Raw genomic sequence first — 18,611 nt, forward strand, 5'->3', positions numbered from 1 at the left:
TGTATCTCCTGTGAACACAATGGGTGCCACCAAGCTGTTATCTGAAAAGCTGTTTCATCAAGCAAACCGCCACGTCCAAAACAAAGGAACCTTGTTTTGTTCGGTCCGCTTTGGAAATGTTCTCGGTTCCAGAGGTTCGGTCATCCCCATATTATTTGAACAGATGATGGAGGGTGAACCTCTGACCATCACAGACAAAAACATGACCAGATTTTTCATGTCAATAGACGATGCAGCTACATTGACATTACAATCGGCTGCTATTACAAAAGGCGGAGAAACCTTTATTTTCAAAATGGAATCACTGAAACTTGAAGAACTGATTCATGGGTTTGAAGAATATGCATCGCAGCACGGGCTCCCGCGGCCGGCTGCAGTAGAAGTGGGCAAGCGTCCAGGTGAAAAGCTTCACGAAGAATTAACATCTCCACATGAAATTGAATCACTGTATGAATGGGGCAACCTTTATGCGATCCTTCCAGAGCCGGAAAAACATCCTGACTTTCGCAAAGTCAATCTGCCTGGGTATCAATCAGATCAAGCCCCGCTCATTACGAAAGAAAGAATTGCTCAGATTATTGAAGAATTGCATCAAGAGAAAAAGGCATAAAAACAAGCCTGTCTATCCATTAGGCAGGCCTGTTTTTAACAGTTTATTTATTAAAGAGATGCAGATAGCTTTCGTATCCTTCTTCTTTTAGCTTATGCTTCGGAACAAACCGCAGCGCTGCTGAATTTATGCAGTAACGAAGTCCGTTTGGCCCCGGTCCGTCATTAAATACGTGGCCAAGATGAGAATCAGCAGTTCGGCTTCTTACTTCTGTGCGAATCATGCCGTGGCTCGTGTCCAGTTTTTCTTCCACTTCTTCTTCAATCGGCTTTGTAAAGCTTGGCCAGCCGCATTGGGAATCAAATTTATCTTTGGATGTAAACAATGGCTTGCCTGACACAATGTCTACATACAACCCTTCTTCCTTATGATCCCAATATTCATTTTGAAATGGCGGCTCCGTGCCGTTATTTTGCGTTACTTCATATTGCATGCGATTTAATGACTTTATTTTTTCTTCTTTATTGTACGCCATTTATTTAGCCCCCCAATGCTCGCTGATAAATCCCGCTCGTCCGGAACCTGTCCGGTAGCGCTGATAATGTGCTGGATTCTTTTTATAAAAATGCTGATGGTAGCCTTCCGCTTCATAGAAAGGTTCAGCTTTTAAAATGTCCGTTACAATCGGATCTTTAAAGATGCCGCTTTCCGCCAGACGTTGCTTGGAAGCTTCCGCAAGCTCCTTTTGTTTATCATTATGATAAAAAATGGCTGCGCGATAGGAACTGCCGCGATCAGCAAATTGCCCTCCGGCATCTGTCGGATCGATTTGCTGCCAAAATAATTCAAGCAGTTTTTCATAAGGGAATACATCAGGATGAAACGTGATTTGAACGGCTTCACGATGTCCCGTCGTTTCACTGCACACCTCTTCGTACGTAGGGTTTTCAGTATGGCCGCCTGTATACCCGGACACCACTTTTTCAATTCCCGGCTGTTCGTCAAAAGGTTTAACCATACACCAAAAACAGCCTCCTGCAAATGTGGCGATTTCTTTTTTTTCAGACATACTGGTGCCTCCTTTGTTAATACGTGGTATTATTATATTATAGCATGTAAAAATAGAATGAAAATGATTCTGCTTTTCAATAAAATCTATAGGTTTTAAGCAATATGCTTATGTAATGGAGGTTCACAAATTTGAAAGTAAGAACACAGATGATGTACGATATGGAAACTTTACTCCGTAAAGTCTTTAAACAAATACGCAATGAAATCAATGAAATTTTAGATAAAGAGCTGTCGCGGAATGAATTCACCATTCTTCGAATCCTTAGTGAACAAGGGCCTAAAAAAGTCACTGAATTTGCGCCTATTTTAGAGGTATCGGCAAGCCACATTACGGCTGTGACCGATGCGCTGGTAGAAAAGGAATGGATTACGAGAATCAGATCGAAGGAAGACAGACGCATCATCCGCATTCATATCACTGAAGCGGGCGAAAAAGTCCTTCAGCACTTTAACGAGAAAAAAACGGAATATTTCTTTAAACGCTTTGACTGCTACACTGATGCTGAACTTGCCACGTTAATCGAGCTCTTCAGCAAACTTGATAAAAAACGGTGAAAAAAAGCACATACCGATATATAGGTATGTGCTTTTCGCAGTGCTTCACTTATTTTTCAGTAAACAGCTTCATTGCTTTCCAGCGGCCATATCTATAATACAAAAATGCCGCGCAGCTGCTAAATAAAAAACTCATTCCGATTCCAAGCCCGATTCCTTTTTGTCCAAGCCAAGCTGAAAATAGAGCTGTGAAAGGATACCTCAACACCCAAAACGAGATCAAATTTAATACCAGAACCTGCAGCATCGCTCCCGCGGCCCTGACGATTCCGTTCAGCACAAAATTAACCCCAATAAAAGGGTAGAAAAACGCGATCCACTTCAAATATTGTTCACCAAATGCGACCGCATCAGGCTCACTGATAAATAACCTTATGAGGTATTTACCAAATACCCAAATCATAACCGCAATCACCAGCATGCAGGAAATAACAGCTATCACACCTAGCCTTGCAATTGTTCCCACTCTTTTTTCGTTTCCGATTCCAATATTTTGCCCTGCCATACTATTGACGGCCGTACCGGCAGCCATTGCTGGAAGCGTGATGATGCTATCAAGCCGCTGCACCGCGCCAAAGCCTGATACCACGTGATCCCCGTATGAGTTAACAACACTCATAATCGCCATCATACCGCCTGTAATCACCATCATCTGCAGACCTGCCGGAATCCCGAGTTTCAAAATCAGCGCGGACTCTTCCCACTTGGGCATTCTCGGAATCGAGAATGGCACAAGCTTGTGTTTGATGACATAAAACAACCCATACAAAAACGCAATGCCCTGTGACAAAATCGTTGAATAAGCCGCTCCCGCTATTCCCATGCGGAACACAGAAATAAAGAGCGGCGCAAGCACTGTATTCAGTACAACAGCAAACGCAATAAACCGGAGAGGTGTCTTGCTGTCGCCCAGCGCACGAAGCACAGTACTGATAAAGTTATAACCAAACAAAAATAAAATGCCGATAAATTGAATCTGTAAATACGTCTCAGCAAGCGGTATCATTGACTCCGGCGTTTTTAGAAGACGCAGCAAAAGCTCTGAGAGAAAAAAACCGGCCGCGCCGAATCCGATGCTTAGGCCTGTTAATAAAACAACAAAAGCGTTAATATACGACGCCATTCCTTTTATATCATCTTTTCCTTTTTGCTGAGATAAAATGGTTAACGTCGCATTGTTAAGGCCCAAAATAAAAGACAGCACGGTCAAAACAATCGTGCTTGATACCGCGGCTGCCCCAAGGGCCTTTGCCCCCAGTAAATTGCCGATCCACAAGCTGTCTATAAATTGAAAGGAAACCTGCAATGCGTTTCCGAGCATAATAGGCATTGAAAACAGTACAAGCTGTTTCAGCACGTTCCCCTGTGTAAAATCGTATGCTTTCATCTTTTCTCCTTGTGTTCTCAAATTTTCTTCGGACCACACGAAAAAAGAGACGTTGTTTCATGTCTCTTTTTTCATGACTTATCGGTTTTTTTTCGGTCTCGCATACCGAATGTAAACACCATCACACTTAGGAACAAGGCACAATAGGAAACATTCAAATACATTTGATCCATATCTTCAGCAGCCAGATGATGATAAGCAAGCCAGCCGAAGTACAGGGAAAATGTAAAGGATAATAAACTGAAATACTGGTAAATCCGTTTCATTTTCAGTCACCTCTATTGTTTAGGATGGTAATAGGAAAACTCAATTTCATCTTTTTCTAAATTTATCTTATCCGCTTTGACATACATTCCATTCGTTAAAGGCATTTCTGACAAACGCACTTCAATGCTTTTATCTCCGGGGTGAACATGGACAAATGACGGCAATTCATAAAAGCTGTCCATATAATTTAACACAAAGCTAATTGGTATACTCAATTTCCCTAACGAAAATTTCGTGACATTCAGCTCTACATCACCGTTTTTTTTCACGGTCGGCTCAAAAGCGATAAACGCATCAATAGACGTGGAAAATGCCTTGATTTTCCCTGCGACATGAACATCATCATCAATCTCTACTTTATAATCAAGCTTGTTTGATGCTTTGTCGTTTAAATATGAGTTAACAAACGCAGCTAATGATTCTTTTGTGCTTGTCACTTGAAATCCATACTCGCTCTCAGATGCATCTTTCACCTGAGCCTGTTCCCCCGGAAGCAAAACAAGTGCCACAAACCCGGCGGCGAGGATAAAATTGATTGCAAGCAATATAAAAAACAGTCGCTTCCACTTATTCATGCTGTCACCCTACTCTTTCGGTAATCCTTCTTTTTTAATGGCTTGATAGACGCGCTTTGCGATAAGAGAATAACCCGTACCATTAGGATGAAAATCATCTTCCTCAGAAATTCGGCTGCTGTCACTTTTTTGATTAAACAAATCTTCGATATGGACGATTTTTGCATGTTTATCTTTTTTCAGCTCTTTTTCAGCAATATGGTTCCAATCCGTGACGACACCATTTATTTCATTTAGTTCTGATAATGTAAACGTAAACGGATTGTACATGCTGACATAAATCAGCTCAGCGTGATCATTCAGCTCGCGAATTTCAGAAATGATTTTTTCAAAGCGCTTTTCGTACGGTTTTTCCGCTTCCTGAAACGGTTCAACGGTTAATTGCAGAAAGTTTTGGCGAAGGATTTTCATCAAATCATTACCGCCAATTGTAAAAAAGACATAATCTGCGTCCTTTATGCCTTTTTGAACCTTTTTATCTTTTAGTTTTTCTAATAAATCATCCGAACGGTTCCCTTTTACAGCATAATTTTTCACGTCGACCGTTTTGACTTGTTTATCTGACCGGATAGAATCCGCCACCTTGCCGACATATCCCTTTCCGTCGGGATCTCCGACTCCTTCTGTCAGCGAATCTCCGACAGCCGCTATGACAATGTGTTCTTTTGTTTTCGTTTCATGGGCTTTTTGTTTTCCCTCAGATGATGTACGTATGCTCGTACACGCAGTAAGAAGCAAAATCAAACTGGCCATGATTGAAAAAATGCGCAGCTTCAATCTTGTTGCTCCTTCCCATTCTACTAGTGGAAAGTGTATCATGTTTTAGAAGATTTGCAAATGCCTAGTCTCTTAGCTTACTTGAGTGTACTGGCTGACTTCACATCGGAAATGATATCATCGTACGGTGTATTCTCCACTCCATTGTAATCTTTCAGCACCTTACCGTCCGGACCTACCAAATAAAAAGAAGATTGATGAATCACTTGGTCCTCTCCCTCCGGCTTCTTTACGATCGCTTTAAAGCTCTTAAGTGCGAACTCCTCAATCTCACTCTGGCTGTATCCCGTGAGAAAATCCCAGTTATCAAAAGATAATGGATAATTTGCGGCAAATTTCTTCAGCTGTTTCGGCTTATCGTTTTCTGGATCAACACTAAATGATATGATGCGGACATCTATATTTTCGGCTTTCAGTTTTTTTTGCAGATCGGTCATATGAGCGGTCATTGGCGGACATATAGTTTCACAATTGGTAAAAATAAAATCCGCCAGCCATACTTCTCCTTTTAAACTCTCTAAAGAAACGTTCTTGCCGTCTTGGTTTTGAAATGTAAAAGGCTCCACCTCGTAATTGAGCGGATCTTTAATCTGCTGTCCTCCGCATGCACACAAAAACAGAAAAATCAGCCCAGCCGTTAACCCCTTGATAACCTTCATGACATCCATCCTTTCCAGCCAGCATAAAAACGCTTTCTAAAACCGTCCTTACTGTCCCATGTTTGTATTCGATACTGAGCAAAAAAAATCCTGCATGCCTCCCCATTAACGATTACAAAGGAGGGCATGCAGGTAAAAAACGGCATGTTACGCGTTGTGCTTTAACACCTCTTGATGAAATACAGCCTGATAATCTGCCCACTTCATCCGCCGCTTCATATAATGTCGGAAAGAATACACTTTTGCCCTGCTGTTTGATGAAAACACTTCTTTTAAGTAGAATTGCAAATGGTGATGTAACATAAAGAAATAGTGCTCATCTTCCTTTAATACAGGTATTTCTGTCACTTTCACCTGAATCCCGTCACCGCGTTTGAACTCTAGGCTTTTGAGTAACAAGCTATCAATCCTCTTTTTTGTTTTTCTTCTATTATATATGATGCCAGCCGGGCTGTCTGTCATTTTGCGCGGTTGTGTAAAAAAATTAGATTAGCAAATGGAACAAGTCCTCATCCTTGTTCACCTCTACATAATGAAACGGTTTTTTGTTCATCCGTTCAATCAGCGGCCCATAATCGGCTTTGTTCTGCAGCTCGATGCCGACAAGAGCAGGTCCATTGCTTTTATTATTTTTCTTCGTATATTCAAACCTTGTAATGTCATCATTCGGCCCGAGGACTTCGTCAAGAAATTCGCGGAGCGCCCCCGCTCTTTGTGGAAAATTGACGATAAAATAATGCTGAAGGCCTTCAAAAATCAAGGAACGCTCCTTCATTTCCTGCATTCTTCCGATATCGTTATTGCCCCCGCTTACCACACACACCACGTTTTTCCCTTTAATTTGATCCTTGTACAAATCAAGCGCTGCGACAGAAAGAGCTCCAGCCGGTTCAGCAACAACCGCACATTCGTTATATAATTCAAGAATGGATGTACATACTTTTCCTTCAGGCACAAGGAGAATGTCATCAACGACAGTTTCCAGCGTCCGGAAGGTTTCCTCGCCAATTTTTTTAACAGCCGCCCCATCTACAAACTTATCAATTTTATCAAGTGTGACGACATGCCCAGCTTTGTTTGATTCAAAGTAGGATGCCGCTCCCGCCGGCTCAACAGCAATTACCTTTGTATCAGGAGACACGTTTTTCAAATATGTACCTACCCCAGAGAGAAGGCCGCCGCCTCCGACACTTGCAAAAAGAAAATGCGGTTCTGTATCAATGTCGTTTAAAATCTCGACTGCGAGCGTTCCCTGTCCGGCCATCACATCCGGATCATCGAACGGATGGATAAACGTCCGAGATTCCGCCTCACAGCATTCAGCAGCGCTTTTATACGCGTCGTCAAACGTATCGCCTGTCAAAATAATATCGATAAATCCTTTTCCGAATAGTTCAACTTGAGATACTTTTTGTCTCGGTGTAGTAGACGGCATAAAAATTTTCCCGTGAATGCCAAGATGTTTACACGAAAATGCCACACCTTGAGCGTGGTTTCCGGCACTTGCACACACAACTCCGTTCTCTGTCTGCTCGCTGGAAAGCTGTTTCATTTTATGATAAGCCCCTCTGAGCTTAAAAGATCTGACAACTTGCAAGTCTTCGCGTTTTAAATAGATATTGCATTCATATCTCTCAGAAAGTCTGTCATTCCTCTGCAAAGGTGTGTGAATGACAACGTCCTTTACGTTTTGGTGAGCCTTCAAAATGTCTTTCACTTGGATGAGAGAGTTTTCTTTAAGCAACGGTTTCATGTACAGATTCCTTTCTTGTTTTAAATCCCTATTTAATATGCCATTATAACATGAATATTCAAAAAATAAGACAATTATTTTTATTTAATAATTAAAAAAATACAGACTATGTCCACCACATCTTGTGGTAACTTCTGTTCAACCATTATCCTGCAGAGCCAAGAAAAAAGATGATCGTAAAATAAAGGGTGTTTTCAACCAAAAGGCATGATATAATGAAACCAATTAGAACCAAAAGGAGCCAATTGATGAATAGTGCACCAAAACTCAATACATTTCAACATCTAATCGGAGAACATCAAACTTTTCTGGAAGCGAAGCGAATCGCCAAGCAGTTCTCGTTATCGGAGCTTCCTGTCTTAATAACAGGAAAAATCGGAACAGGCAAAAATCACTTCGCACATGCCATACACTTGGAATCTTCGAGAAGCAATGAACCGTTTATAAGCGTCAATTGCAGCACCCATTCGGAAGAAACCCTTATTCATGAGCTTTTTGGCCCTAACGGAAACACAGGTGTTTTTCAAAAAGCGGTACGAGGAACCCTTTTTCTTGATGATGTATGGCGCATGCCTGCTTCTGTACAAGCTCAGCTGTTAAAAGCGCTTGATTCAGACACGGAGAAACCGCGAATGATCTGTGCTTCTGCAGACCGATCCGTGGAACATACATTCAGGCAAGACTTATTCTACAGACTGAACATTTTAACGCTCACACTGCCCGAATTATCGGAACGAAAAAGCGATATTCCGCTTTTGACACAGCATTTTCTCTCAAATTCTGGTCAGCAATTGTTAATCGATCCCTCCGTTTTTCCCGTGCTTGAGAAGCATGCATTTGAAGGCAATGTCAGGGAATTAAAAAACGCTGCAGATTATATGGCGGCAGTATCAAGCGGGGGAACGATTCAGCCATATGACCTGCCGCCGTATATTAGAGGCACGATAGACGGAAAAACGTCGAAGAAAAAAGCGAAACTGCTTACTTTAATGGAAAAAGCTGAGTTTTTGTTTATTTTGGAAACAATAAAAGTATTGAACGAAAAAGGAGAACCTGCCAGCAGACGGATCATTTCTGAACACAGCAAAAATACCCAAACCTCGTTAACTCCTCAGCAGGTCAGAAGCCGTCTCGACTATTTGGAGAAAAAAGATTATGTCACCAAAAGCCGCGGACGCGCAGGCACAAAAATTACCTTTGAGGGCTTGAGCTTTATAGAGACGTTAAAAAATCAAATGATCTAGCGATCGAAAGGAGAATGTACTTGTTTACAATCAAAGAAGAGATCGCCAATGCGATTACACACGGCATCGGTGTCCTCTTATCCATCCCAGCATTAGTGTTTCTAATCATATTTGCGGCTAATTACGGGTCTGCATGGGACATTGTCAGCTTTACAATATTCGGTGTCTCTATGCTGCTGTTATATTTGAGCTCCACCCTGCTTCACAGCATCACACATAAAAAAACGAAGGACATTTTGGAGATTATTGATCATAGCGCAATTTACGTACTCATCGCCGGAACCTACACGCCTTTTTTGCTTGGGCCGCTGAAAGGCACACTCGGCTTTACCCTGTTGGTTATCGTATGGTCACTTGCCCTAGGCGGAATCGTTTTTAAAATTTTCTTTGTGAAACGGTTTATCCTATTGTCAACCTTCGTGTATTTAGTCATGGGGTGGCTGATGATTATTGCAGTTAAACCTTTATATGCTTCACTGAGCGGAGCGGGATTCAGCCTCCTTTTTCTCGGCGGCATTTTATACTCTGTCGGAACCATCTTTTACATTTGGAAAAAGATCCCCTTCCATCACGCCATTTGGCACAGCTTTGTATTGGGCGGGAGCGCTGCCATGTTTTTCTGCGTGCTCTTCTATTGTGTAAAGGTGCCTTTCCTTTCGTAACAGTAACAGAAAAGCGCAGTCTTCACGACTGCGCTTTTTTATGCACGTAATTGTTTTTCATTGGCAGGTATATAAGCTTTTGAAAAGGACAATTCAATGTCTGCCGGTTTTAAGCGTTTAAAAAACGAGCCATTTTGCATGTTATCTGTTCCTTTCGTTTCCACCATCACCAACGGAAGATGATAGCGGGCCGCAAGTTCTACAGGATCAATAGAACCATCTAGTGAAAGAATCAGGCTTTGTCCCTTTTCCAGCTGTTTTGTCACATCTTCATATACCTTTTCTGAATCCCCGTCTGAAATCACATCCATCCGATCCAGCCATTGCCCGATAAAAGGCAAGCGGAACACTTTTGGGTTAGCGATAAAGCCGGCCGGTTCCTCAATATATCCAGCAATTAAGGCCAGTTCAGCCAAACGCAAACGGGGATGCACATACAAAACAGGACCGTGTGGTATTGGCTCTGGCTGATGGATCGTCACAACTGAACCGGAGATGCCGATACAGCCTTCTAAAAACGCCTTTGGCTGTTCGTACACAAGAGCCATCTGTTTTTTGTATGACAGACGGGGATCGAGCATTGTTTGATTAAATAATTGTTTCATATTTTTTAACAGCATATACACAATATAAACCACTAGAAGGCTGTAGCGAACCAATTAAAATCCTCCCGCTTTAGAAGAATTCTTTTTTTCATACATTAGAAATTCGTAATCATACGGGTTTTTTTCGTCTTTGGTCCCCTGCTCAGAAGAAACCAGCTTCCAATTGGATTCATCAAATTCAGGAAAGTGACGGTCACCCTCAAACTCGTGATGAATTTTCGTCATATACAGTCTGTCCGCATAAGGGAACAGGTCCGTATAGAGCTGAGCCCCTCCGATCACAAAGCATTCTTCAGGGCCTGAACAAATGTCCAGTACATCCTTTAATGAACTGACAACCGTGCATCCCTGAAATTCTGAATCCGGCGCTGAGGTAACGACAATATTTTTCCGATTTGGAAGCGGACGTCCGATCGATTCAAATGTTTTCCGGCCCATAATGATTGAATGGCCCGATGTTATTTTCTTAAAGTATGCAAGATCATTGGGCAAATGCCACGGCAAATCATTGTCTTTGCCGATAAGCCTGTTGGCATCCATCGCAAAAATGAATGAAATCATACGCTGACCGCCCCTTTTATATGAGGATGCGGATCATAATCCTCGATGATAAAGTCCTCAAATGCAAAGTTAAAAATAGAATCAACCTTTCTGGCGAAACGAAGCTGCGGAAGCGGTCTAACATCTCTTTCCAGCTGCAAATTGACTTGTTCAATATGATTTTGGTAAATATGAACATCACCAAACGTATGGATGAACTCGCCCGGTTCAAGCCCAGTCACATGAGCAATGATCATGGTTAGGAGGGCATAAGATGCAATATTAAACGGCACACCTAAGAAAACATCGGCAGAGCGCTGATACAGCTGACAGGACAGCTTGCCGTCAGACACATAGAATTGGAACAGGCAATGGCACGGCGGCAACGCCATTTTATCAATTTCACCAACATTCCAGGCGCTGACGATTAAGCGTCTGGAGTTCGGATTTGTTTTAATATCTTCAATAAGACGGGAAATTTGATCAATGGTTTCTCCATCAGCTCCCCGCCAAGAACGCCATTGGGAGCCATATACAGGTCCAAGTTCACCGTTTTCATCAGCCCACTCATTCCAGATTCGCACTCCGTTTTCCTGCAGATAGCGTACATTCGTATCTCCTTTTAAGAACCACAGCAGTTCATGCGCAATTGATTTAAAGTGGAGTTTTTTAGTGGTGAGCATCGGAAAGCCTTCCCGTAAATTAAATCTCATTTGATATCCGAAAGTGCTGATTGTTCCGGTCCCAGTCCGGTCTCCCTTTTTCTCACCATGCTCTAAAACATGTCTGCAGAAATCCTTATACTGTTTCATTTTTTTCATCCTTTAAAAGTAGTCTTCTAGTAGTGTAACACAATAAAAAATCATTTCTGAACCCAGAAATGATTTTTTTATAGTCAGCTGACGACAGGCTTTTCATCCTGTTCTTTTTCTTCATCTTGCAGATCCTGATGCGTATGTGCAATTCTGCTCGCCGCTGCTGCAGCAAGAGCTGCCACAATATCATCCAAAAAGGTGTGAATACCGTCTGGACTTTCATCAAGTTCCTTAATAATTCCAATCTTCTCTTTATCCAAATAACCGAAATTGGTCAAACCGATCGACCCGTACACATTAACGATTGAAAGCGGGATAATTTCATCTATGCCGTAAAGCGGTTCATCCGTTTCAACAAGGTGCTGCAGCGGTTCGGGGAGAAGTTTCTGTTCTGCAAGCTGATCGAGTGCAAGGCCTGTCAAAACAGCATGAATAATTTCACGTTTGTTCAGGACTTTTTCTACATTCTCCATGCAAACACTGAGCGGCAGATTTGGATTGTATTTTTCCTGAAGTTTTTGAACAATCCGTGCAATATCTTCTATCATAACGCCCCGTTTGTTCAGCATATCCTTTGTTATATCGACCATTTCATTCATTGTGTACTTTTTCATGTCTAATGGCATCTCCTTTAGGCACTCATCCAGTTGGGAGGCGTGTTGCGGTCCCAGTAAATGCTCCCAAGCTCATGATGTGATTGAAATCCATCTTCTGCTGTATGATAATGAAAATTAAACCAGTAGCCGTCATGAGGCGGGTGGTCTCTTCGCACATGGAATCTGAGAAGATCTTCTCCAGTTGTCCGATTGTAAACGTTGAAAATTTTTTCCGTTTTGCCCGCTGAAGGCATGCTTGAGATCACAACATCTTGGTACGCCTCATCATCTTGCAATGTCGCTAAATAATCACTAATCACATTTTCGATTTTTGGCAGGATCTCTTTCCGATAGTCATCCTCAATGACAGGAGCGATTCTGCTGCCGAATTTTAAAAAGGACTGATCCTCAGCGCTGTCAAGGAGCTGTTCCTTGTACGATTGAAAAAGCAGTTCAGGATCTCGCCTGTCATCCGACTCATCATCGTACAGGTCATGCTCATCATAAAAAGCGGTGTAATCATTCTGCTCAAGACTGCTCGGCTGTCCGGAAGGCTTGTCCGCCATAAGGGCAGCCGGAGGAGATACGAGCCCGAACGTTACAATGGTAAATAAAACCACAAGGGTCTTTCTCATCCACAATTTCATGACTGCTTATTCCTCTCTATTTTATTGTCATGTTTCTCTTATTTTAGCACATCCAAAACATGCAAGTCATGTACTATATGAAACTGATATGCAAATTAGGAGATTCGTTGCTATGCACTTTGTGTAAAAACGCTTACAATATTTCATGAAAGGAGGCTTTCCGCATGATTGACGCTCTGTTTGCCACAGTTTCACTCTTAACATTATTATACTTTGTCGTCATGGAGGTCACCGATTAACAGAAAGCCCGTGATATGAATCACGGGCTTGTTTGAATGACGCCATAATGGAACAGTGCTGTTTTTCTTTTCATGACGTTAAAACCAAACTGTTCAAACCGCGGGCTTTTCCAGTGGTCTTTTAGCACAACGCTTTTTCTGGCGACTCGTACCGCTTCATTGATACATCCTTCGTGCAAAACGGAATCCTCTGCCAAATCACGTAAAGGCGCGATGCCGTCAGAGGTTTCTACAGGTTCATGAAACATTGGATCGAAATAAACCACATCAACAGAGTTGTCAGGGAGCTGCTTGATGTGTTCAAAGCAATCACCATTCTTCACCTGGATTCTTCTCATCGCAGCTTGAAGCTCTTCTATACCCGTTTCCCATGAATGCAGCCCCGTCCTCACTAAAACAGACACAAGATGGTTTTTTTCAATCCCAACAACAGAACCCGTTTCGCCTACTGCCATACTTGCGATAATGGCATCTGACCCCAACCCGAGTGTGCAATCTAAAAACGTATCCCCTTCAGATAAGCCGGCAGCCCGAAGCATAGGTTCTTTCTCCCCCTGTAAGAAGCGTTTGGCTCTGAACATCGCTGTATTCGGATGAAAAAAGAATTTGGCACCTTGTTTCGTATACAGCTCAAACCGCTCTTTGCCGACCACAAGCAAATCACGTTCAGCTGATTTCAGCAGGTGCTCAACCGTTTGTTTATTCCGGCCGCAGTATGGCATATTTAGCTCTTTAGAAAGCTGCTTTGCAGTTTTTATGGTGTGTTCAGACGGTCTATAGCTTGTTGTTATCATCTTCTGTACTCCCAAAAAGAAAATGCCCGGAGAACGGGCATTTAGCAGTGCGCATCGAAGGCAGCAGTCAGATTTTTCATGATTTCTTCCATATCGTGTCCTTCAATTTCATGACGCGGAATAAAATGTACGACTTCTTTGCCTTTCAAAAGAGCCATTGATGGTGAAGAAGGCTCCTGGCCAGTAAAATACTCACGCATTTTCGCAGTAGCTTCTTTATCTTGGCCCGCAAATACAGTCACCGTATTGTCAGGTGTTTTGTCATTCTGGAGGACTGCCTGTGTAGCCGCAGGACGCGCAAGGCCTGCCGCGCAGCCGCATACAGAGTTAACGACTACAAGAGTTGTGCCCTCTGCCTTTTCCATAAAGTTTTCTACTTCTTCCGCTGTTGTTAACTCTTCAAAACCTGCTCCAGTCAGCTCGCGGCGCATCGGTACGACAAGCTGGCGCATGTATTCTTCATAAGCCATTGACATAAAAAAAGCCCCCTCTAGTATCCTTCATCTGAAGTAAAGGATACTATAGAGAGGGCCGGATTTCAAATGTTCACGCCTTAAAATAAAAGAAAGTGTCCCCAGCTATCTAGATTTTCATAATACCGCCGGTGTTGGCACTTGTCACAAGTTTAGAATAACGTGCCAGGTAGCCGGTTTTCACTTTCGGTTCAAAACCTTTCCAGTTCGCTTTTCGTTTTTCCCACTCTTCTTCTGGCACTTGTACATCCAAGATGCGTTTTTCAATATCAACGATAATATGGTCTCCGTTTTCAACAAAGGCAAGCGGCCCGCCCTCAGCGGCCTCAGGTGATACGTGGCCGATTGAGAGGCCACGGGAGGCTCCGGAAAAACGTCCGTCCGTAATCAATGCCACTTTTGGCCCGAGTCCCATTCCAACGATTTGGGATGTTGGCGCCAGCATTTCCGGCATGCCAGGTCCGCCTTTTGGCCCTTCGTATCTGATGATGACAACGTCGCCTTCTTTTACTTTTCGGTTGATAATGCCGTCAAGCGCCTCGTCCTGAGAATCGAATACGACAGCCGGCCCTTCGTGTCTTGTAATCCCATTCTGTACGCCGCCTGTTTTAATGATAGCGCCGTCCGGAGCTAGATTACCGAATAAAACAGCAAGGCCTCCCTTTTCAGTGAATGGTTGATCCAGCGGGTGAATGACGTCATAATCCTTTACTTCATGTCCGGCAATGGTTTCTCCAAGAGTTTTTCCTGTAACAGTCAGCGCATCTAAATGAAGCGCTCCTTCTTTCTTCGAAAGCTCATTCAGAGCCGCTGAAACGCCGCCCGCTTCGTGAAGATCTTCAATAAACACATCCGATGCAGGCGCCAGCTTAGCCAAGTGCGGCACGCGCTCAGCGACTTCGTTAATGCGTTCTAAAGAGTATTCAACGCCGGCTTCGTTTGCAAGGGCAAGGGTATGAAGAACGGTATTTGTAGAACCTCCGAGCGCCATATCGAGTGCAAACGCGTTATCAATCGCTTTTACTGTAACAATATCACGCGGTTTGATATCTTTGCGAATCGTTTCCATTAATTGCGCAGCCGATTTTCTCACAAACTCTTTGCGTTCCGGAGATGTTGCCAGAATGGTTCCATTACCCGGCAAAGCAAGACCAAGTGCTTCTGACAGACAGTTCATTGAGTTCGCCGTAAACATGCCTGAGCAAGACCCGCACGTTGGGCATCCGAACTGCTCTAGTTCTTGAAGCTCGTTTTCGTTGATTTTCCCTGCTTGGTAGGCGCCTACCCCTTCGAATACTGAGGAAAGGGAGATTTTTCGCCCGTCACTTGTTCTTCCTGCCGCCATCGGTCCGCCGCTGACAAAAATCGTCGGAATGTTGATGCGCATTGCCGCCATAAGCATTCCCGGTGTGATTTTGTCGCAGTTCGGAATACAGACCATTCCGTCAAACCAGTGTGCGGATACAACCGTTTCCACAGAGTCTGCGATAATTTCACGGCTTGGCAGCGAATATCTCATACCGATATGCCCCATTGCGATGCCATCATCTACCCCAATGGTATTAAATTCAAACGGAACGCCCCCTGCTTCTCTGATTGCTTCTTTTACGATTTTCCCAAACTCCTGCAAGTGAACATGACCGGGAACGATATCAATGTATGAATTACACACCGCAATAAACGGCTTGCCGAAATCCTCTTCTTTTACCCCTGCTGCACGAAGCAAACTGCGGTGCGGAGCTCTATCGATTCCTTGTGTGATCATATTACTGCGTAATTCTGCCATGGTGATCCTCCTAAATTCTTTCAATTGTTTGATTGGATTTTATTTTGACAATTTTCAGTTTATTTATGGGCTGTTTTTGCAAATAAGATAAATACAGGCCGCCCTCACCTTGTTTTGTTCTTTCGTGTTTTTATATTTATATAGCTTTCTTTCGATTTGAACCCTCCAACTATTAATATTGTTACTTACTATAAATAGTTTTCGGATATTTTTCAACAATATTCGAAATAATTTTTATAAAAAGTGAATTCACATAAAAAAGGTGCATGATCTGCACCTTTTTTATCTTTATTCGCCTTTTTTTCTGCTTTCCGTCATTTGTTTCCAAACAGAACCTTTTGCTTCTTCTCCATGCTCAATACGTTCAAGCGCCATTTTGACTTGAAGGCTGACCTCAAATTCGGGGTCATCTTCGGCAGCGCGCAAAGCTTCAATTGCACTTTCATCGCCGACTTCGTACAGGAACATGGCGGCACGCCAGCGAACAAGCTTGCTGGAGTCGCTTAATGACTTGATCATAGCAGGAATGGCTTGAGGATCGCCGATATCAGACAGGCAGTCTCCGGCCGTTCTTCTGACTGATACAGCTTTGTCCTCAAGTGCTTTATACAATAGAGGAAGAACATCAGGTGTTTCAATCATTCCTAAGTACACAACAGCCTGTCTTCTGATGGACACCTTTGGATCATCCAATGCCTTCTGTAAAACCGGGATATCCTCTTCTTTCGGATCCATCTGTTCCAAGTGTGCATAACGCTTTTTCCAGTCCTCATCATCCAGCATATCAAGCGTTACTTTATACGCTTTGCGCTGTACAGCTTGTTTTGCTTCGCCCTTTCCTTGAGCGGCTGCTTCAGTCAGTCGTTTCAGCCGTTCATCACTGTATGCCGCTTGAAGCTCTTCTGTCACATCATGGCCGATTTCATCAAAGTCACCGAATCTGACACCTTGTTCTTTCCAAGCCCGCTCAAACACAACATTGGAAGCTTCAGATCTAAGTTTTAAGATCGCCTGCTGAAAGCGTTCAGGTAAGCCGAAGCGTTCTTCCCGCTCTCCATCGGTTAATTTAACTTGCATAGGAATGCCGCTGAACATCTGCACAAAAACTTTTACCTCTCCAAAAGATTCTTGATCAGAACGATTTTCTTCTGCGCTTTCAGCACTTTCCATCCCAAATGCAGTGCGGACTTGCGGTAAAATGTCTTTCCAGTCGTATCTTGCATTCCGTTCAACAGCAAGAAAATCTGCGACGTGATATACCCCTTTAACTCCATCTATTTTAAGGATTTCCGCTATAACAAGCGGTGCGCCTTCTGCTTGCTCAGGTTTATAGTTATTGCTTTTGCCCGCCGGAAGCTCTTCCGTTAAGATGACTTTCATTGTATTCGGGCTTGGTGTAGGTTCAATTGATTTTATCTTCATGATCGTCCTCCTATAGCATATCTGTGACTTATTCTATCATAGTCGCTCCAAGCCTTCTATTACGACGTTTCGGCATCAATCCCGGGTATGTCTTTTTCTAATTGGCGGACAAATTGAAGCATAAAATTGTGTCTTTCTTCTGCCAGTTCCCGTGCAGTGTCTGTATTCATCATATCTTTCAGCCGCAGCAGCTTATGAAAAAAATGAGCGTAGGCGCTTTGCTCATCTCCATAAAGGCCATGCCCTTTTGCGCCCGCAAACATGAAAGCTCTCGCAATGCCGACAGCACCAATCGCATCAAGTCTGTCAGCATCCTGTACAGCTTTTCCTTCAATTGAGAGCGGCTCCTTCGCCAATTTCCCCCTGTCCCGAAAGGACATCCTTGTTATAATATGAATCACCCTGTCAGCATTCTCTTTTCCTACTCCGAAAAAAACGAGCTGATCATATACTTCGCTCACAGAAAGCCTGACCGTGTCAGGCAGCTTCACATCAATTAAATCATGAACCAAAGCCGCCGTTTCAACAATGAACAAATCCGCTTTTTCCTTTTCTCCAATATACGCTGCAAGATCTGCTACTCTTGATACATGATGCCAGTCATGTCCAGAGCTTTCGTCAGTCAGGATAGATTGAACCCATGTCCTGATTTGCTCTGCCTGCTTCAATTCCTTCACAAAAACACCCTCTTTTTATTGCTCTAATAGCTTCACGATATCGTCTTCCAACTCTTTCGGATTTGTATTTGGTGAATAACGGCCAACGATTTCTCCATTTCTATCCACTATAAATTTCGTGAAATTCCACTTGATCGCCTTAGTTCCCAGCATCCCTTTCGCATGTTCTGTCAAATACACAAACAGCGGGTGGGCGTTTTTCCCGTTTACATCCACTTTTGAAAACATAGGAAATGTAACACCGTAATTTGTTTCACAAAATTCCTGTATGTCAGCCTCTTCACCAGGCTCTTGGTTCATGAATTGATTGCAGGGGAACCCTAAGATCTCCAGCCCCTCCTGCTGATATGTATCATATAATTCCTGCAGCTGCTTCAATTGGGAAGTAAAACCGCACTTACTTGCTGTATTCACGATCATCAGTACCTTTCCCGCGAAAGGCTGAAGTGTCATGTCTTTCCCTGTGATTGTACGTACCTTCATATGATAAATAGACATGTAAGTCCCTCCTATGTCC

The 18,611-nt window shown here is 43.1% G+C and carries 23 protein-coding genes, 1 pseudogene and 1 other annotated feature; of the genes and pseudogenes, 4 read left to right on the forward strand and 20 right to left on the reverse strand.

The window, feature by feature from the left end:
* Positions 1-4 precede the first annotated feature (4 nt).
* Positions 5-610: a sequence feature (Evidence 5: Unknown function; PubMedId : 25326298, 28535266; Product type cp: cell process), on the forward strand.
* Positions 5-610, forward strand: a pseudogene (spsMc, locus tag BSU_21670). (Overlaps the previous feature by 606 nt.)
* Before the next feature lie 43 nt (positions 611-653).
* Here the strand turns inward: spsMc and msrB are convergent.
* Together msrB and msrA are read right to left on the reverse strand one after the other, a co-directional pair.
* Positions 654-1,085 (reverse strand): peptide methionine R-sulfoxide reductase, encoded by a 432-nt coding sequence (gene msrB / locus BSU_21680; protein ID NP_390051.1) that lies wholly within the window; start codon positions 1,083-1,085, stop codon positions 654-656.
* Positions 1,086-1,619, reverse strand: a complete 534-nt coding sequence (msrA, locus tag BSU_21690; protein NP_390052.1) for a peptide methionine S-sulfoxide reductase — start codon at positions 1,617-1,619, stop codon at positions 1,086-1,088.
* A gap of 131 nt (positions 1,620-1,750) precedes the next feature.
* On the opposite strand from msrA, the gene ypoP reads away from it, so the two are divergent.
* Entirely contained in the window at positions 1,751-2,176 is a 426-nt protein-coding gene (ypoP, locus tag BSU_21700; protein NP_390053.1) for a putative transcriptional regulator (MarR family), read from the forward strand.
* A gap of 49 nt (positions 2,177-2,225) precedes the next feature.
* Here the strand turns inward: ypoP and dinF are convergent, their stop codons facing one another.
* The 7 genes from dinF to ilvA all read right to left on the reverse strand — a co-directional run bounded on the left by dinF (position 2,226) and on the right by ilvA (position 7,594).
* A complete protein-coding gene (gene dinF / locus BSU_21710) occupies positions 2,226-3,563 on the reverse strand; it encodes a damage inducible, Na+ driven multidrug efflux pump (RefSeq protein ID NP_390054.1) in 1,338 nt (445 codons plus the stop codon).
* Positions 3,564-3,634: 71 nt separating this feature from the next.
* Positions 3,635-3,829, reverse strand: a complete 195-nt coding sequence (gene ypmT, locus BSU_21720) for a hypothetical protein (protein NP_390055.1) — start codon at positions 3,827-3,829, stop codon at positions 3,635-3,637.
* Between the two features lie 12 nt (positions 3,830-3,841).
* On the reverse strand, positions 3,842-4,405 hold the full coding sequence (gene ypmS / locus BSU_21730) for a hypothetical protein (RefSeq protein NP_390056.1): 564 nt from the start codon (positions 4,403-4,405) through the stop codon (positions 3,842-3,844).
* Positions 4,406-4,414: 9 nt separating this feature from the next.
* Positions 4,415-5,182: a putative exported lipase/acylhydrolase (lipoprotein) gene (gene ypmR / locus BSU_21740; RefSeq protein ID NP_390057.1), complete on the reverse strand. Its 768-nt coding sequence runs from the start codon at positions 5,180-5,182 to the stop codon at positions 4,415-4,417.
* A 77-nt stretch (positions 5,183-5,259) separates the two neighbouring features.
* Positions 5,260-5,841, reverse strand: coding sequence for an assembly factor BSco of the Cu(A) site of cytochrome c oxidase (gene scuA / locus BSU_21750; protein ID NP_390058.2), 582 nt, complete (start codon positions 5,839-5,841; stop codon positions 5,260-5,262).
* Between the two features lie 147 nt (positions 5,842-5,988).
* Positions 5,989-6,240: a hypothetical protein gene (gene ypmP / locus BSU_21760; protein ID NP_390059.1), complete on the reverse strand. Its 252-nt coding sequence runs from the start codon at positions 6,238-6,240 to the stop codon at positions 5,989-5,991.
* Positions 6,241-6,325: 85 nt separating this feature from the next.
* Positions 6,326-7,594 (reverse strand): threonine dehydratase, encoded by a 1,269-nt coding sequence (gene ilvA, locus BSU_21770; RefSeq protein NP_390060.1) that lies wholly within the window; start codon positions 7,592-7,594, stop codon positions 6,326-6,328.
* A gap of 248 nt (positions 7,595-7,842) precedes the next feature.
* Here ilvA and silP point away from each other — a divergent pair, with 248 nt between their 5' ends.
* Positions 7,843-8,838: a transcriptional enhancer involved in BCAA homeostasis gene (gene silP, locus BSU_21780; protein NP_390061.1), complete on the forward strand. Its 996-nt coding sequence runs from the start codon at positions 7,843-7,845 to the stop codon at positions 8,836-8,838.
* Positions 8,839-8,858: 20 nt separating this feature from the next.
* Positions 8,859-9,500, forward strand: a complete 642-nt coding sequence (gene yplQ, locus BSU_21790; protein ID NP_390062.1) for a putative membrane hydrolase — start codon at positions 8,859-8,861, stop codon at positions 9,498-9,500.
* A gap of 38 nt (positions 9,501-9,538) precedes the next feature.
* On the opposite strand, the gene ypkP is transcribed toward yplQ, so the two are convergent.
* From ypkP to bsaA, 11 genes are all read right to left on the reverse strand, one after another.
* Entirely contained in the window at positions 9,539-10,159 is a 621-nt protein-coding gene (ypkP, locus tag BSU_21800) for a putative 1-acyl-sn-glycerol-3-phosphate acyltransferase (protein NP_390063.2), read from the reverse strand.
* Positions 10,160-10,666 carry a dihydrofolate reductase gene (gene dfrA / locus BSU_21810; protein ID NP_390064.1) on the reverse strand — a complete coding sequence of 169 codons (507 nt, stop codon included), beginning with the start codon at positions 10,664-10,666 and terminating at the stop codon, positions 10,160-10,162. It lies immediately after the preceding gene.
* Positions 10,663-11,457: a thymidylate synthase B gene (gene thyB, locus BSU_21820; protein ID NP_390065.1), complete on the reverse strand. Its 795-nt coding sequence runs from the start codon at positions 11,455-11,457 to the stop codon at positions 10,663-10,665. The genes dfrA and thyB overlap by 4 nt, the downstream gene beginning before the upstream one ends.
* 83 nt (positions 11,458-11,540) lie before the next feature.
* Positions 11,541-12,074: a putative phosphatidylglycerophosphatase gene (ypjQ, locus tag BSU_21830; RefSeq protein ID NP_390066.1), complete on the reverse strand. Its 534-nt coding sequence runs from the start codon at positions 12,072-12,074 to the stop codon at positions 11,541-11,543.
* Between the two features lie 17 nt (positions 12,075-12,091).
* Positions 12,092-12,703 (reverse strand): hypothetical protein, encoded by a 612-nt coding sequence (gene ypjP / locus BSU_21840; protein ID NP_390067.1) that lies wholly within the window; start codon positions 12,701-12,703, stop codon positions 12,092-12,094.
* A gap of 259 nt (positions 12,704-12,962) precedes the next feature.
* A complete protein-coding gene (gene rsmJ, locus BSU_21850) occupies positions 12,963-13,736 on the reverse strand; it encodes a putative 16S rRNA m(2)G1516 methyltransferase (RefSeq protein NP_390068.2) in 774 nt (257 codons plus the stop codon).
* A gap of 41 nt (positions 13,737-13,777) precedes the next feature.
* Positions 13,778-14,212 carry a protein disulfide isomerase; bacilliredoxin A (de-bacillithiolation) gene (gene brxA, locus BSU_21860; protein ID NP_390069.1) on the reverse strand — a complete coding sequence of 145 codons (435 nt, stop codon included), beginning with the start codon at positions 14,210-14,212 and terminating at the stop codon, positions 13,778-13,780.
* Between the two features lie 106 nt (positions 14,213-14,318).
* On the reverse strand, positions 14,319-15,995 hold the full coding sequence (ilvD, locus tag BSU_21870) for a dihydroxy-acid dehydratase (RefSeq protein ID NP_390070.2): 1,677 nt from the start codon (positions 15,993-15,995) through the stop codon (positions 14,319-14,321).
* 288 nt (positions 15,996-16,283) lie between these two features.
* On the reverse strand, positions 16,284-17,417 hold the full coding sequence (ypgR, locus tag BSU_21880; protein NP_390071.1) for a putative lyase or scaffold: 1,134 nt from the start codon (positions 17,415-17,417) through the stop codon (positions 16,284-16,286).
* Positions 17,418-17,476: 59 nt separating this feature from the next.
* Positions 17,477-18,094 carry an Mn(2+)-dependent (deoxy)ribonucleoside pyrophosphohydrolase gene (gene hdhQ / locus BSU_21890; RefSeq protein NP_390072.1) on the reverse strand — a complete coding sequence of 206 codons (618 nt, stop codon included), beginning with the start codon at positions 18,092-18,094 and terminating at the stop codon, positions 17,477-17,479.
* 15 nt (positions 18,095-18,109) lie between these two features.
* Positions 18,110-18,592 carry a bacillithiol peroxidase gene (gene bsaA / locus BSU_21900; protein ID NP_390073.1) on the reverse strand — a complete coding sequence of 161 codons (483 nt, stop codon included), beginning with the start codon at positions 18,590-18,592 and terminating at the stop codon, positions 18,110-18,112.
* Positions 18,593-18,611 lie beyond the last annotated feature (19 nt).

Origin of the sequence: Bacillus subtilis subsp. subtilis str. 168 (assembly GCF_000009045.1) — a bacterium.
GTDB lineage: Bacteria > Bacillota > Bacilli > Bacillales > Bacillaceae > Bacillus > Bacillus subtilis.

Bases quoted from the DNA above. Each gene is read 5' to 3' on its own strand.
- msrB (NP_390051.1), bottom strand. From the start codon at position 1,085: ATGGCGTACAATAAAGAAGAAAAAATAAAGTCATTAAATCGCATGCAA.
- msrA (NP_390052.1), bottom strand. From the start codon at position 1,619: ATGTCTGAAAAAAAAGAAATCGCCACATTTGCAGGAGGCTGTTTTTGG.
- dinF (NP_390054.1), bottom strand. From the start codon at position 3,563: ATGAAAGCATACGATTTTACACAGGGGAACGTGCTGAAACAGCTTGTA.
- ypmT (NP_390055.1), bottom strand. From the start codon at position 3,829: ATGAAACGGATTTACCAGTATTTCAGTTTATTATCCTTTACATTTTCC.
- ypmS (NP_390056.1), bottom strand. From the start codon at position 4,405: ATGAATAAGTGGAAGCGACTGTTTTTTATATTGCTTGCAATCAATTTT.
- scuA (NP_390058.2), bottom strand. From the start codon at position 5,841: ATGAAGGTTATCAAGGGGTTAACGGCTGGGCTGATTTTTCTGTTTTTG.
- ilvA (NP_390060.1), bottom strand. From the start codon at position 7,594: ATGAAACCGTTGCTTAAAGAAAACTCTCTCATCCAAGTGAAAGACATT.
- silP (NP_390061.1), top strand. From the start codon at position 7,843: ATGAATAGTGCACCAAAACTCAATACATTTCAACATCTAATCGGAGAA.
- dfrA (NP_390064.1), bottom strand. From the start codon at position 10,666: ATGATTTCATTCATTTTTGCGATGGATGCCAACAGGCTTATCGGCAAA.
- thyB (NP_390065.1), bottom strand. From the start codon at position 11,457: ATGAAACAGTATAAGGATTTCTGCAGACATGTTTTAGAGCATGGTGAG.
- ypjQ (NP_390066.1), bottom strand. From the start codon at position 12,074: ATGAAAAAGTACACAATGAATGAAATGGTCGATATAACAAAGGATATG.
- ypjP (NP_390067.1), bottom strand. From the start codon at position 12,703: ATGAAATTGTGGATGAGAAAGACCCTTGTGGTTTTATTTACCATTGTA.
- rsmJ (NP_390068.2), bottom strand. From the start codon at position 13,736: ATGATAACAACAAGCTATAGACCGTCTGAACACACCATAAAAACTGCA.
- brxA (NP_390069.1), bottom strand. From the start codon at position 14,212: ATGTCAATGGCTTATGAAGAATACATGCGCCAGCTTGTCGTACCGATG.
- ilvD (NP_390070.2), bottom strand. From the start codon at position 15,995: ATGGCAGAATTACGCAGTAATATGATCACACAAGGAATCGATAGAGCT.
- ypgR (NP_390071.1), bottom strand. From the start codon at position 17,417: ATGAAGATAAAATCAATTGAACCTACACCAAGCCCGAATACAATGAAA.
- bsaA (NP_390073.1), bottom strand. From the start codon at position 18,592: ATGTCTATTTATCATATGAAGGTACGTACAATCACAGGGAAAGACATG.